We start from the raw sequence: 13545 nt of genomic DNA, 5'->3' as shown, positions 1-13545 counted from the left end.
ACCCCCCCACCAAACCCCCGCCACCCACTCGAGATCCCACCGCGGACGATCATCGGGCCCGGCCGATCCTGCGCACGACCACCCCTCGCACCCCGCCCGCGTCGAACGGCCCGGCCTGCCGCGAGTCGAAGCTCATCCCGGCGTTGTCCCCGGTCACGACGATCTCGTCGGCGAGCAGCACCCCCGACCCGTCCGCCACCGGGTCACCCGGCAGCGCGACGACCCGCTTGACCATCAACCGCCGTTCGTCGTTCGTTGCGCCGGAGAGGAACTCGGCCGGACTCAACCCGTGACCAGGCACCCGCGGCCCCAGCAGCACCACGACGTCCCCCCGCCGCACCGACTCGACCGAACACCGCCGCACCAGCACCCGATCGCCGTCCGACAACGCGGGCCGCATGCTCGGCCCCGTCACCCCGACCACCAGGAACCGCCTCCTCAGCACCACCAGTCCGACCACGCACGCCACCACCAGCACCACAGCGATGATCACCGCCGCGCCGCCGTCCGGGGAACGAGCACCTCGGCCACGTCGTCGAACCTGATCACCAGCGCGGCGACGAACACGGCCACCACCACACCGATCAGCACCTCCACGAACCCCGGCCGTCCCGTGTCGACCCCCACCAACCCGACGACTGCGACCGCCGCCAGCACCCCGTTGCGCAGCAAGTGCCTGCGGTTCAACAGATCCGCCGACCCCCCGAAGCACGGACAGGCCACCCGGACGTCCCGGCGCACCGACACCTCGATCACCACGGCGAACACCGCGCACAGCAGGAGCACCAGCACGAACCCGGCGGCGGCGAACCCGGACGGCAGCAGGAGCAGCCCAGCGGCCACGACTTCCGCGCCGACGACCACCCGCGCGACCGCCCGCGGCCACCGCTCCGGCACCAGGTGGAGCAGGCGGATCGCGGCCACGAACCCGCCGAAGTTCTCCCGCTTCCCGTTGGCGGAGGCGAGGAACACCAGCACGAGCGCACAACGGCAGGCAATGTCCACAGAGGACATCCGACACCCCTTTCACCCGATCGCGGACGTTTCCCGATACCCGTCGGCCTGCAACGCGAACAGCCGGGCGTACTCCCCGTCCGCGGCGACCAGCTCGGCGTGCGTGCCCTGCTCGGCCACCCGACCCTCGTCGAGCACCACCACGTGGTCGGCGTCCCTGGTCGCCCCGAGCCGGTGCGAGATCAGCACCCTGGTCGTTCCCTCGGCGTGCGAGCGCAGCGTCCGGTGGACCTCGTGCTCGGCCTCGGGGTCGAGGCCGGAGCTCGGCTCGTCGAGGATGAGCAGGTCCCGCCGACCGCGGAACAGCCCGCGCGCCAAGGCGAGCCGCTGCCACTGTCCGGTCGACAGCGCGACCCCGACCTCGGGGGACTCGTCGTCGGTCAGCCACGCCATCGCGGCCGACTCCTCCGAGGCGGCGGCGAACGTCCGGCTCAGCAGCGTGTCGTACCCGCGCGGCAGGCCCGCCACCATCTCGTGCACGCCCGCCAACCGCCCGGCGGCCTCCAGTTCCCCGCGCTCCCCGCGCCGGTCGACGTCACCGACGGCGATGTTCTCCGCGGCGGTCAGGTCGTACTCCATGAAGTCCTGGAACACCGCGCCGATCCGGGCCCGCAGGTCGGCGGGCGAGACGTCCCGCAGGTCAACGCCGTTCCACAGCACCGCCCCGCGGGTCGGGTCGTAGAACCGGCACAGCAGCTTCACGATGGTGCTCTTGCCCGCGCCGTTGCGCCCGACGATCGCCAGCGCGCGCCCCGCCGGGATCACCAGGTTCACCCCGCGCAGCACCCAGGGGTGGTCCGGCGAGTAGCGGAACCACACGTCGCGCAGCTCGATGCCGCCGCGCGGTTCCGCCAACGCCACCGGGTCCGCCGCGACCGGCAGCTCCGGCTCGGCGTCGACCAGCGCCAGGTAGTGCTCGAACAGCAGCAACGACCGGCTGGCCACCGAGTAGGAGCCGACCAGCGTCGACAGCGAGGCCTGCACGCCCGCCACGGCCGCGATGAACATCGACACGTCGCCGAGGCCGAGGTGACCGCGGCTCGCCGACACGACCGCCACCGCGAAACCCCCGCCCGCCACCACGGCGGACAGCAACGACAGCCCGCCCTGCACGCGCAGCTCGCGCCGGTCCATCCGGCGTTCCGCGGCGTTGGCCGCCGTCCGCTCGCGCAGCATCCGCTGCCGGAAGAACCCGCCGATCCCGAACAGCCGCACCTCCTTGGCGGCACGGGTGTCGGTGAGCAGCCGGGCGTAGAACAGCTCGCGGCGGACGGACGGGCTCGTCTCCAGGAACACCGCGGCTCGCCCGCGGGCGAGCGCGCGCTCGGCGAGCACCGCGGGCACGCCCGCGAGCAGCACCGCCGCGGTGATCACCGGGTCCAGCACCGCCAACGAGCCGACGAACCCCACGATCGTCACCAGCGCCCGACCGGCCCCGACGAACCCGTTGACCACGTTGCTCGGCGCCGACCGCCCGGACTCCTGCGCCAACCGCAGCCGGTCCTGGAACTCGGGGTCCTCGTACCGGCCGAGCCCGACGAACCGCTCGGTCGCCGCGTACAACCGGTCCTCGCTCACCAGCGTGATCCGGCGGTCCGTCTCGGCCCGCACGTACTCGGTCACCTGCGGCACGACACCGGCGACGACTCCCACCACCGCCAGTCCCCCGACCAGGGTCAGCAGCGCGGACAGCGGCGCACCGCGTTGCAGGGAGTCCAGGACGAGCTTGACCAGCCACGCCGTAGCCACCGGGACCGCGGCGCCCAGCACCGTCAGGGGCAGGTAGACGGCGAACAGCCGGGGCGCCGCCCGCCACGCCAGGCCGATCGCCTCGGCCACTCCCCGCACCCGCGGCCTCACCTGACGACCGCCGCCATCCGACCGACCAGCTCGCCGATCTCGTAGGAGGTCGCGGCCACCGTCGCGTCCCCCTTGAGCACGAAGGTGACCGGCAGCGCCGTCACCTTGAAGGCCGTGGCCAACGGCCCGTCGAACGGCTCGACCACGACCCGCGCCACGGGTTCCAGCCGGTCGGCCATGGGCCGCGCCTCGACCTCCTCGCCCATCAGCACCGCCACCACCGCGCGCCGGTCGTCCCGCAGCACGCCCGCGGACTCGATGAAGGACGGCAGGTTCGACACGCACGGCTTGCAGTGCGGCGACATGAACGCCACGACAGTGCCGTCGACCAGGTCGTCGTCCGTCACCAGGACGCCATCCGTCGCAGTCGCGGCGAACGGCTCGGGCCGGGAACCGGGCACCAGCGAGCTGGCCACGTTGTCGAGCGGGGCGGCCCCCTCCAACCGGGCCTCGTGCTCCCGCAGCCGCCTGATCACCCCCAACGTCAGCAGCAGGTCGAGCAGGCACAGGACACAGAGCAGCACCACACCGACGACCAGGTACGTCACCGCGAAACCTCGCACTTCCTGTCCGCGAGGTGGCGCCCCGGTCCGCCGGGACGCCACCTCGACCCTCCGGTCGGATCAGCAGGACACGCACTTGGTCGTGCAGACGACGACCCCGTTGATGTTGCAACAGCGGAACGCCCACGCCCCCGTGCACTGGTCGCACCAGCACCCCGGCGGCGGGGCGGCCGCGGCCACGGCCTGCGGCACGACCCGCGCGAGCATCCGGTCGCCGAGCTTCCCGATCAGTCGGACCACGGGACACCTCCCTTTCACTCGGACCGGCGCGACCTCCCGCCACACCGGTCGCGGCCAGCCTGGCCGGAGCCGCTCACACCTCCGCGACATCTCGTTGACATCCCGATGACGCCGCGTATCGTGGCGACCGGGGGACACCATGCTTGGAGGCTGGAGTTTTCGGCTGCTCGGGGAGCTGGAAGCGGTCAACGGGACGGCTTCGGTCCCGGTGCGCAGCGGCAAGTCGCGGGTCGTGTTGGCCACGTTGTTGTTGCGGGCCAACCACACCGTCTCGCGGGACGAGCTGATCGACAGGTTGTGGGGCGACGCGCCGCCCGCTCGCGCGCGAACCACCGTGCAGACCAACGTCATGCGCCTGCGCCAAACACTGGGCGAGCCCGGCCTGGTCGTGACCGGGTCGGACGGGTATCGGCTGGAGGTCGAGCCGGACCACGTCGACCTGCACCGCTTCCGCGCGTTGGCCGAGCAGGCCTGCCACCTCGACCCGGCCAAGGCGAGCACTCGACTCCGTGAGGCCTTGGCGTTGTGGCGGGGCTCCGCGCTGGCGGGCGTGCCGTCGGAGTCGTTGCGACGCGACGAGGTCCCCCGCCTGGAGGAAGAACGGCTGCGGGTGCTGGAACGGCACGCGGACCTGGAGATCGACCTGGGCCACCACGGCGACGTGATCGGCGAACTCACCGCGCTGACGGCACGACACCCCTACCGCGAACGGTTCTGGCACCAGCTGATGACCGCGCTGTCCCGCGTCGGCAGGCAGGCGGACGCGCTGGAGTGCTACCGCGAGGTCCGCGCCCGCCTCGACCGTGAACTCGGCATCGAACCGGGACCGGCCCTACAACGGCTCCACACAACGATCCTCGCCAACGACACCCAGCCCCGCCCGGCTCCCCCACCGCCACCCACGACCGTGCCCCGCCAACTACCAGCGGACGTGACGTCGTTCGCCGGCCGGGAAAACGACCTGACGACGTTGGACGAGATGGCGGCGGGCCCCGGCGCGGTGGTGGCGGTCATCCACGGCACGGCGGGCGTGGGCAAGACCGCGTTCGCCGTCCGCTGGACCCACCGAGCACTGGCCCGCTTCCCCGACGGCCAGCTCTACGTCGACCTCCACGGCTTCGACGCCGACCACGCCCCGGCCGACCCCGGCGCGGTGCTGGCCAGGCTGCTGCGTTCCCTGGGCGTCGACTCGAACCGCATCCCCTCCGACACCGAGGAGAAGGGCACGCTGTACCGCTCGGTCACAGCGGACAAACGCCTGCTCGTGCTGCTGGACAACGCCGCCACCGCCAACCAGGTCCGCCCGCTGCTCCCCGGCAGCTCGTCGTGCCTCACCCTGGTGACGAGCCGCAACCAACTCACCGGCCTGGTAGCGGTCGACGACGCCCACAGCCTCCACCTCCAGGCCCTCGACGCACCAGAATCCCTACTGCTACTGCAAAACGTCCTCGGCCCCGACCGCCTCACCGCCGACCCGACCAGCGCCGACACCCTCGTCCGCCTCTGCGGCGGCCTCCCCCTGGCCCTGCGCCTGGTGGCCGGAAAACTCCGCGTACGCACCAAACACGACCTCGCCACAGCAGTAGCCGGCCTCCACCAAGGCAACCGCCTCACCGCACTAGCCGTCGACGGCGACCCCCGCGCAGCCATCCGCCCGGCTTTCAGCCTCTCCTACCAGGCACTACCCCCCGACGAACAACACCTGTTCCACCACCTGGGCCTCATCCCCGGCCCGGACTTCACCGCCGCGGCGGTAGCCGCCCTCCTCAACGCCCCCGAGGACCACACCACCCGCCTCTTGGACGGCCTGACACTCCTCAACCTGCTGGAATCCCACGTCCCCCACCGCTACCGCCTGCACGACCTGGTCCGCCTCTACGCCCGCGAACTGTCCACAACGGACACCACCGAACCACTCCGGCGCTTCTACGAGTGGCACGCGACCACGACCGAGTCAGCAGCCCAAGCCCTCTACCCCCACGTCCCCGTGCTGTCGCACGAACCCCACCCCGCTCTCTTCCCCACCGCCTCGGACGCCTGGACGTGGCTGGAGTCGGAACTCCCCAACCTGGGCGCGATCATCGACACCGCCCCCACCCACGACATGCCCTCGGTGGCGTGGCGCATAGCCGACGCGACCCGTGGCTTCTTCCTGGCCCGCACCTACCACAACACCACGTGGCAAGCCTTCGCCCAAGGCGGCCTGACCGCCGCCGACCAAGCAGAAGACCACCAAGCCCAATCGGCAATGCTCCTCAACCTCGGCACAGTCCACTGGAGCCTCTGCGACGACCAGGGCTTCCTCACCTACAGCCGAAAAGCCGCAACCCTCGCCAACACCATCCACTGGCAAGCAGGCGAGGCTAAAGCACTGGGAAACGTCGCCCACGCCCTACTAGGCCTGGGCCGCCCCACCGAGGCTCGCACCCACGGCCACCAGGCCCTCACCCTCTGGCGCACCCAGGGCCCCTCAGAAGGAATGACCCACGCCCTGAGGATCGTGGCTCACATGCACAGCGAAGCAGGCGACCTCCACACAGCCATCCACCACTTCACCGAGGCCCTGGCGCTGGCCAAGCAAAACCACTCCACCCTCAACGAGTTGGACGCCCTCTCCGGCCTGGCCTGGGCCCACTGGCTACAGGGCAACACCAGAGAGGCGAAAAAGCTCTACACCACAACCCTGTCCATGTCGAAATCCCAGGGCTCCCGCTTCCGCGAGGCACAAGCCCTGGCCAAGTTGGCGGAAATCGCCTGCACAGAGGGCAACACCCCCAAAGCAACCACCCTGGGAAACCAAGCCCTCACCCTGGTGCGCACAGCAGGCCGCAAGAACAACGAGGTGGACATCCTCAACGCCCTGGGCAGAATCGCCACCCTGTCAGCCCACCCCCACACAGCCGCGACCCACCACCAACAAGCAATAACCCTCGCCACAACCCCCACCTGCTACCACTACGGCCTCACAGACGCTCAGGTAGGCCTAGCAGACGCCTACCTCGCCCAAGGCGAACACGAGGCCGCCCTCCTGGAAGCAAAGCGCTCCCACAACAAATCCCAAGACCTGGGCTACAAAATCCTCCAAGCAAAATCAACAACCATCCTGGCAGAAACAGAACACGCCCTCTCCAACCACACCCAAGCAAAAACCTACGCAACCCAAGCCCTAACCCAACACCAAAACACCCACCACCACCCAGGCATCACCCGCACCAAAAAAACCCTCACCGCCCTCCGCTAGCCGCACCTCTCCATCAACGATGAACATCGCGGGTCGCTGATCTGAAGCTGGATGCGTTGGGCGGCAACGCGAACCTCCCGCTCTTGCACCTGCTCGCGATGCTGGACAACCAGCTTGCAGTCGGATTGCCTTGGGCCAAGCGCTCGAGCGCGGACAACCCACCCGGTCGCACCGCCGCGTTGCTCGAGCCGAGGCGAGCGGCTCCTCAACTCCGGACGGGAGGAGGTCGACCGGCAGCCACCTCGCTCGACCCGGTTTTGCGCACGCCCGTTTCGCGGTGCCGGTGACTTCGACGCCTGGATCGGTGCGACAGGGCCGCTCCCATGCCGCAGCTCGAAAAGGAGAAGCGTTCACCTCGGCCGCAGAACCACGACTCTAAACATCGGGATCTCGTTTTCACCCGAGGCAGAACGATTCCGCGGCAACAACGCACTTCTCTGCGACAAAACCAGTGCAGCACCGCGAACCTGACCTTTACGACGGTCCCCCACCCAGGTGAATACGCATCACTGGGTAACCGAACGCGGCGATACTCTATATGGCGCGCAAAGACGACGCTCAACGCACAACTCGAACTACACGATTCGGTGACCAGGAGCACATTTCCGACATCTGCGAGTACATTTCGAAGTGCAGTAACCAACACAACCTCGGAGGTAGTCGAAGATGCGCACGATCACTCGCATGGTCATCGCGGGCGCTGTGGCGGTTCCGCTGGCGCTGGCCGCTGGAGGTATCGCCTCGGCTGACACCGACTCGGCTCGCAGCCCTGGCGCCACGTACAGCGAGTACACGAGCACCGCGGGCCCCGACGGCGCTTCGACCCACGGCGTCTACAGCAGCACCGGCGACTACGGCTGGGGCCACCACTACGGCTGGGGCTACGGCCACCACCACTACGGCCTGCTCAGCGGTCTCCTCGGCGGCCTCATCTGATCCAGCCCACAGGGCTTGATCCGCTGTCGCACATCTCGCGACGGCGTGGCTACACCAGTTGGTGACGAATATGCTCGGCGGCCCCTGGAGCTTCTACCTCCAGGGGCCGCCGAGCATTCATCGTATCAGCAGCAAACGCGGTGACTCGGCAGCACCGACCGCCTACCCGTCAACACAACCTCACCAAAAGATCATCTTCCCGACGGTCACACCCATGCCACGCCGTTCAGGCTGAGCCACGAGGATCGAGCCATCCGCCGATTCCGGGATGCACGGGCCACTTCCCGAAATCATGACCTTTCTTGACGAGGCACGGATGCGCCGACCAGGTGGTCGTCGTTCTCCGACCGAACACTCTCGATCATGATTCGCGGCAACGTCACCCGCACGACGGGAGCCCTCTCCCCGTCTTCATCGTGAGCGAACACCACGCCCTCCGTGATGAGCACCACGGGAAGCAAGTGGAAGTTGACCACGAAGGTGAAACCGTCCTCCACCGTGAACGTCACGGGTTGAGCGCTCGAGCTCCACTTCCGCACGGCCGCGGCGAGTTCGAGCACGGTCACGTCCGCGCACTCGATGAGGAACGGGACCTCGTAGACCCGGAGCAGCGCCGTCATGGCCAGACCGTACGTCGGAAGCACCAACCGAGCAGGCTGAAGAGCGACTCAGCACGGCGAAATCGGCGTAGTTCACTCTATTGAGTGAAAGACCTGAAGGCCAGCGATAGGCAAGTGCTTTTGAGTCATCAATTCACCCCAATTCACACCATCGCCACTCGTTCGAGTCGATATGATTCACACGATTGATACCCTTTGTGGCACCCGGTATCCGACCCTCCGATCGAGACCCAGGGTTTGACCACGGGCTTCTCGTCAAAGGTGGACACGGACGACCACAAGCCGCACGCCGGAACATCTTTCGCTCTCATGACAAGCTTTGCCGGCCCCTCGAACCGATGGGGAAGGTCGAGTGCCGCACGACCCAACCCCCGATCGACGAGCCCCTGAGCTGGGACTACACGGAAACCAGATGCTCGGACATCCGTCACGGCGAAGATGCCACGCCAGCGAAAATCGAGATCGTTTTCAGGTCCGAAGCAGCCTCAACATCGTCACGAACGGCGCCAGGGTGGTGATGACGCGCGCTTCGAACCGGCGTGGCGGATTGCCACACGCCCAATTGCCCGGACAACACGTCGACGATCACGGTCTAGGATGCCTCGACAGGCCCGCCAGCAACGAGAGAGCCCGTATGGCCATCCACCAGGAAGTTCGACGACTAGTACTGCTGATCATGCTCAGCAGTCCGGTTCCGACGTGGAACTTGTCCGCACTGGCAAAGGTGTCAAGAATACGCTCACGTCATATCAGGGAGAGCATCGACGATCTCATCGAAATGAATTGGGTCCAACAGGCGGACGATCAAGACGGCTTTTGGGCGTTCCTCAGGGCACCTGCCTACCACATGACGGAGATCGGCTACGCGAACGGCATCGCGGATCTCGTCAGTCATCGCACATCCCTCAAGAGGTCCGACGACTCGAAACACCTGATGTCGGATTCGCTCACCGGGCTCCTCCCCATCGTGGGGGACATAACCTTGCCCGCGCAGAACTCGACCGGGCAGGAGGTCGACCTCCAAGCTCCGCCGCTCTTCGCCTTGTGCAGGATCGACCCTGGGAGACCAGCCGACGCGGTGGCCTGGGGGCTGCAATTTTCCGGACGTGTCGTGTTGACGAGCTTCAACGGCGAACCGCTGGGAAGCCTTCCCGACCTCCACGCCGCCAAAAGACTTCTCGCACGACGTCTCGGAACCGACAAAGACGCTCTTCACATACTGTGGATGACACCCCGGAAGCTCGCGCGTTCAGAGCCGCGTCCGACAGTAGTGCCAGGCGATTTCTTGCGCCTTCCCTGACCTGTGCCCCCGATGATCGTCAAAGCTCTTGTTCTCACGCCCGGCTGCCAGGCACGTTCATCGTGCACAACGCTCGAATTCTCCCACCTGCTCGAACACCTCGAGCAGCCATGTCATGCCGTTGCCGCAGCGTGGTCGACAGAGTCCACTTGGAGAGGAACCCGCATGTTGCGCACATCCGGCGCGTCCAGCAACAACGATGAGGATCAGTCACCTGAAAAGCTCCACCGCGATCTGGTGAGCCGATGGCTGCTCGGCACTCCGCCGCCTGCCGCCGACTTCCTCCAAACCAGGCACCTCATGGCAGATCTGGTTCGCTTGATGTCCGTCGACGACGCACAGGTGGTCGAGCCGCTGATCCTGTCGGGACCGAGTGGCGCGGGCAAGTCCCAACTCTCTGCCGCCTACGCCCGCGGGCTGTGGGCCGGCGAGAAGATCGACGTCCTGATGTGGGTGGACGCGACGAGCCGTGACGCCGTCCTGTCCCGGTTCGGCCTGACCTCCACGATCACCGGATCCGCGCAGCAGCACGACGTCGAGGACATCGCGGTCCAGTGGTGGAAGTGGCTGGAGGAGTCCGGAAAGCGCTGGCTGGTGGTGTTCGACGGTCTCCAGAACCCCGCTGACCTCGACCGCCTGTGGCCGCCGCTCGGTGTCGACGGGCGGGTGTTGGTCACGACCCGACTGCCAGGGCTCACCGCGAGAGGCGGGGATCGACTGCTGCGCGTGAACGCCTTCACCCCGGCCGAGTCGAAGGCCTTCCTCGATGCCCGGCTGGCCACGCGCCCGTCCCAGCGGAACGGCGCCGAGAGTCTGGCCGAAGGACTCGGGCACCTACCCATGTCGCTCGCCCAAGCGGCGGCCCACATCGCCGATCGCACCGCCTTGACCTGCGCCAGCTACCACCGGCATTGGCTCGATCGCCACTCGATGCTGTTCCCGCGGGAGCCAGACGGCGTCGCGCTGCCCCACGACTCCCGCGCGGCCGTCGTCACCACCGTGTCGTTGTCCATCGTCCTGGCGAACAGCCTCAACCCCATCGGCCTGGCCCTGCCGCTGCTCGAGATGACCTCGATGATGGATCCGGGCGGCATACCGGAGGCCGTGCTCACCGCACCGGCCGTGCTCACCGCCCTCACCGCCGCCGCGGGCCGCGAGATCGACGTCGACACCGTCGTCGACGCGGTGACCTGTCTTCACCGCCTCGGTCTGCTCACCCACGACACCGGTGTTCCTCATCGCAGCGTGCGGGTCCCCGCCGCCGTCCAGGAGACGATCCGCAACGCCGGGGACGACCAGTGGCGGACCAGCCGGGCCCGCACGATGGCCGACGCCCTCCTCCAGGCGTGGCCGAACGTGGAGCGCGACGTGGACCTCAGCGCTGCGCTGCGGAGCAACGCCCGTGCGCTGCAAACCCACGCCGAGGACGCCTTGTGGGATCCGTCAGCGCACAGCCTGCTGTTCCGGCTCGGAGAAAGCGCGGGCGGAGCAGGTCAGGTGAGGGGTGCGATCGACTTCTACGGCCGACTCGGCGACACGGCGACCCGGCTGCTCGGCGCCGATCACCCCGACACCTTGCAGGCCCGCCACAACCTCGCCCACTGGCGAGGTGAGGCAGGCGACGCCGAGGGCATGACGGCGGCCCTGGAGCAGGTCTTGGCGGACATCGAACGGGTTCTCGGCGAAGACCACCCCAGCGCGTTGGCCACCCGCCACAACCTCGCCTACTCACAAGGAGAGGCCGGTGACCCGGAGGGCGCCGTCACGGCGTTGGAGGAGGTGCTCGACGTCCAGAGGCGACTGCTGGGGCCCGACAACACCGAAACGCTCACCACCCACCTCAGCTACGCCCGGTGGTTGGGCGAGGCCGGTGACGCGCAGGGGGCCGCCGAGGAGTTCGAGCAGGTGCTGAGCGTCCTGGAACTGGTCCTCGGCCTGGACCACCCGGAAACCCTGACGGCCCGACACGGTCTCGCTCGCTGGCTGGGCGAGACCGGGGACGTCGAGGGTGCCGTCGACGAGCTGGAGCAGGTCCTCTCCGACCAGCACCGGGTGTTGGGCGCGGACAACCTCGACACCCTCACGACCCGCCACAACCTCGCCTACTGGAGGACCGAACTCGGTGACGCCGCGGGCGCCATCGAGGAACTCGACCGGGTCCTCGCCGGTCAGACCCGCGTGCTGGGTCCGGAGCACCCCGACACGTTGACCACGCACCACAACCTCGCGTACTCGCGAGGCGAGCTCGGCGCGGCACGGGACGCGGCGACAGCTCTGGAGCACGTGGTGGCCGCCCAGGAGCGCGTCCTGGGCTCGGACCACCCCCGTACCGCGATCTCCCGCCAAAGCCTGGTCCACTGGAGACAGCGGGCCTCGGAGCAGGCGATGGAGTGATCCGTCCCAGGCCCGGTTCACGCGTGCCGCCCACGAGCACGCTCATCAGACCGGCACAACTCACTATCCTCAATGGACCAATCGAGCGGAAACGGATGAGTTCAGTGAACAAGCGATGGCCGGCGCTAGTGGTCGCGGTACTGGCGTTCGCGGTGGCCGCCCCCGCTCGCTCCGACGACCAGGTGCTGCTGCCCGATCTGCGCCAGGCGCCGGTCGGATGCCCTGGCGGTTATGGCGGCGATCCGGCGAAGTGCACGGACTGGGACGTCTGCGCGGTCCACGACGCGGACGCCCCCAACGGTCGCTGCATCACCGCGGGCTCGATGAAGGCCGTGCGACTTCGGTTCACCAGCTCCGAGGACAACGTCGGCGACGGCCCGCTGCTGCTCTACGGCAGCCGCGACAACACCAAGCAGAAGACCATGTCCGTCAGGCAGGCGTTCCAGACGAGGGAGGGTGGACCGATCCCCACCTCCTTCCAGACCGCTCAGCACCCGACAGCGACCTCGACCTACTACGAGCCCGCCAAGATGCACGAGCACTGGCACCTCATGGGCTTCGAGCACTTCGAGTTGCGCGCTCCCGACGGCGGAACACTCGTGACCGACCGCAAGAACGGCTTCTGCCTCGGCGACCGCTACCCCACACCCGACGCCAAGCAGTTGGCCCACGCGGTGCCGAACGACGACAGCCCTCAAGGGCAGCTGGGGCGGTTCCTGGCCAAGAACATGTGCGGTATGCGAAACCCCGACGCCTTGACGGTCATCGAGGGCATCTCGGTCGGACGCGGCGACGACTACAGGTACGACGTCGACTTCCAGTGGTTGGACATCACCGCGCTGCCCTCGGGCACGTACGACGTCGTGAACACGGTCAACTCCGACCGGACGCTCGTGGAGAGCGACTACGAGAACAACTCGTCGTCGATCGCGATATCGGTGCAGTGGCCGTCCGGCGCACGCGTGGCACCATCGCTGATCACCTCGCCGCCGACGGTCAAGCTGCTGCGCAGCTGCCCCGGAAGCGCCAAGTGCGCGACACCGGCGAAGAACTGAACCAGGGGCTTCCTCGGACTGGGAAACCAGCACCGACCGCCATTCCCCACCGTGCCAGTGGGGGCGCACGCCGACGATGACGACTCGACAGCAGAAGCAGGTCGTCCGCGGTTGGCTCGGCTTCGCTCCGAGCCAACCGCAACGCACCACCTGACGCGTTGCAGGCCCTACGGCATGGCCTCGGAGTGCCACGACTCCACCTTGCCCGAACATCTTCCCCACAGTCGAGAAGGCAGCCTCGGTCCACAGTGGACCGAGGCGGCCAGCCCGGCGAAGTCGATCAGCGGGTGTTGAGGTTGATGTGCGTCGCGACCCGGGAGGG

General features: G+C 68.1%; 12 protein-coding genes. 5 read left to right on the top strand and 7 right to left on the bottom strand.

The genetic code is table 11. The features are described from left to right. Window positions 1–49: 49 nt before the first annotated feature. The 5 genes from lepB to ACFWW9_RS24360 all read right to left on the bottom strand — a co-directional run bounded on the left by lepB (window position 50) and on the right by ACFWW9_RS24360 (window position 3677). Complete coding sequence (gene lepB, locus ACFWW9_RS24380) at window positions 50–493, bottom strand: signal peptidase I (protein ID WP_390382157.1); 444 nt, start codon at window positions 491–493, stop codon at window positions 50–52. After that, complete coding sequence (locus tag ACFWW9_RS24375; RefSeq protein ID WP_390382154.1) at window positions 490–1014, bottom strand: MauE/DoxX family redox-associated membrane protein; 525 nt, start codon at window positions 1012–1014, stop codon at window positions 490–492. Before ACFWW9_RS24375 ends, lepB begins: the two co-directional genes overlap by 4 nt. A 12-nt stretch (window positions 1015–1026) precedes the next feature. Next, window positions 1027–2853: an ABC transporter ATP-binding protein gene (locus ACFWW9_RS24370; protein WP_390382151.1), complete on the bottom strand. Its 1827-nt coding sequence runs from the start codon at window positions 2851–2853 to the stop codon at window positions 1027–1029. Window positions 2854–2870: 17 nt separating this feature from the next. After that, entirely contained in the window at window positions 2871–3422 is a 552-nt protein-coding gene (locus ACFWW9_RS24365) for a peroxiredoxin family protein (protein ID WP_390382148.1), read from the bottom strand. Window positions 3423–3497: 75 nt separating this feature from the next. Next, complete coding sequence (locus ACFWW9_RS24360) at window positions 3498–3677, bottom strand: hypothetical protein (RefSeq protein WP_390382145.1); 180 nt, start codon at window positions 3675–3677, stop codon at window positions 3498–3500. A 139-nt stretch (window positions 3678–3816) separates the two neighbouring features. Between ACFWW9_RS24360 and ACFWW9_RS24355 the strand changes: the two genes are divergently transcribed. Further along, a complete protein-coding gene (locus tag ACFWW9_RS24355) occupies window positions 3817–6918 on the top strand; it encodes a BTAD domain-containing putative transcriptional regulator (RefSeq protein WP_390382142.1) in 3102 nt (1033 codons plus the stop codon). 666 nt (window positions 6919–7584) lie between these two features. Continuing rightward, window positions 7585–7854: a hypothetical protein gene (locus ACFWW9_RS24350; RefSeq protein WP_390382139.1), complete on the top strand. Its 270-nt coding sequence runs from the start codon at window positions 7585–7587 to the stop codon at window positions 7852–7854. Window positions 7855–8144: 290 nt separating this feature from the next. Here ACFWW9_RS24350 and ACFWW9_RS24345 read toward each other — a convergent pair whose 3' ends face one another. Together ACFWW9_RS24345 and ACFWW9_RS24340 are read right to left on the bottom strand one after the other, a co-directional pair. Further along, window positions 8145–8474 carry a hypothetical protein gene (locus ACFWW9_RS24345; RefSeq protein WP_390382136.1) on the bottom strand — a complete coding sequence of 110 codons (330 nt, stop codon included), beginning with the start codon at window positions 8472–8474 and terminating at the stop codon, window positions 8145–8147. Window positions 8475–8901: 427 nt separating this feature from the next. Beyond that, window positions 8902–9063 (bottom strand): hypothetical protein, encoded by a 162-nt coding sequence (locus ACFWW9_RS24340; protein WP_390382133.1) that lies wholly within the window; start codon window positions 9061–9063, stop codon window positions 8902–8904. A gap of 45 nt (window positions 9064–9108) precedes the next feature. Between ACFWW9_RS24340 and ACFWW9_RS24335 the strand changes: the two genes are divergently transcribed. From ACFWW9_RS24335 to ACFWW9_RS24325, 3 genes are all read left to right on the top strand, one after another. Further along, window positions 9109–9774 (top strand): hypothetical protein, encoded by a 666-nt coding sequence (locus tag ACFWW9_RS24335; protein WP_390382130.1) that lies wholly within the window; start codon window positions 9109–9111, stop codon window positions 9772–9774. A 321-nt stretch (window positions 9775–10095) separates the two neighbouring features. Continuing rightward, window positions 10096–12168: a tetratricopeptide repeat protein gene (locus ACFWW9_RS24330; RefSeq protein WP_390382127.1), complete on the top strand. Its 2073-nt coding sequence runs from the start codon at window positions 10096–10098 to the stop codon at window positions 12166–12168. 104 nt (window positions 12169–12272) lie between these two features. Next, entirely contained in the window at window positions 12273–13223 is a 951-nt protein-coding gene (locus tag ACFWW9_RS24325; RefSeq protein WP_390382124.1) for a lysyl oxidase family protein, read from the top strand. The last annotated feature ends 322 nt before the right edge of the window (window positions 13224–13545 follow it).

It is taken from the genome of Umezawaea sp. NPDC059074, from assembly GCF_042738955.1.
Lineage (GTDB): Bacteria > Actinomycetota > Actinomycetes > Mycobacteriales > Pseudonocardiaceae > Umezawaea.
Note: the sequence above shows the minus strand (reverse complement) of the source record. Positions and strands in the feature narration are given on the sequence as shown.

Bases quoted from the DNA above. Each gene is read 5' to 3' on its own strand.
- ACFWW9_RS24375 (WP_390382154.1), bottom strand. From the start codon at position 1,014: ATGTCCTCTGTGGACATTGCCTGCCGTTGTGCGCTCGTGCTGGTGTTC.
- ACFWW9_RS24350 (WP_390382139.1), top strand. From the start codon at position 7,585: ATGCGCACGATCACTCGCATGGTCATCGCGGGCGCTGTGGCGGTTCCG.
- ACFWW9_RS24330 (WP_390382127.1), top strand. From the start codon at position 10,096: ATGTCCGTCGACGACGCACAGGTGGTCGAGCCGCTGATCCTGTCGGGA.
- ACFWW9_RS24335 (WP_390382130.1), top strand. From the start codon at position 9,109: ATGGCCATCCACCAGGAAGTTCGACGACTAGTACTGCTGATCATGCTC.
- ACFWW9_RS24345 (WP_390382136.1), bottom strand. From the start codon at position 8,474: ATGACGGCGCTGCTCCGGGTCTACGAGGTCCCGTTCCTCATCGAGTGC.
- ACFWW9_RS24355 (WP_390382142.1), top strand. From the start codon at position 3,817: ATGCTTGGAGGCTGGAGTTTTCGGCTGCTCGGGGAGCTGGAAGCGGTC.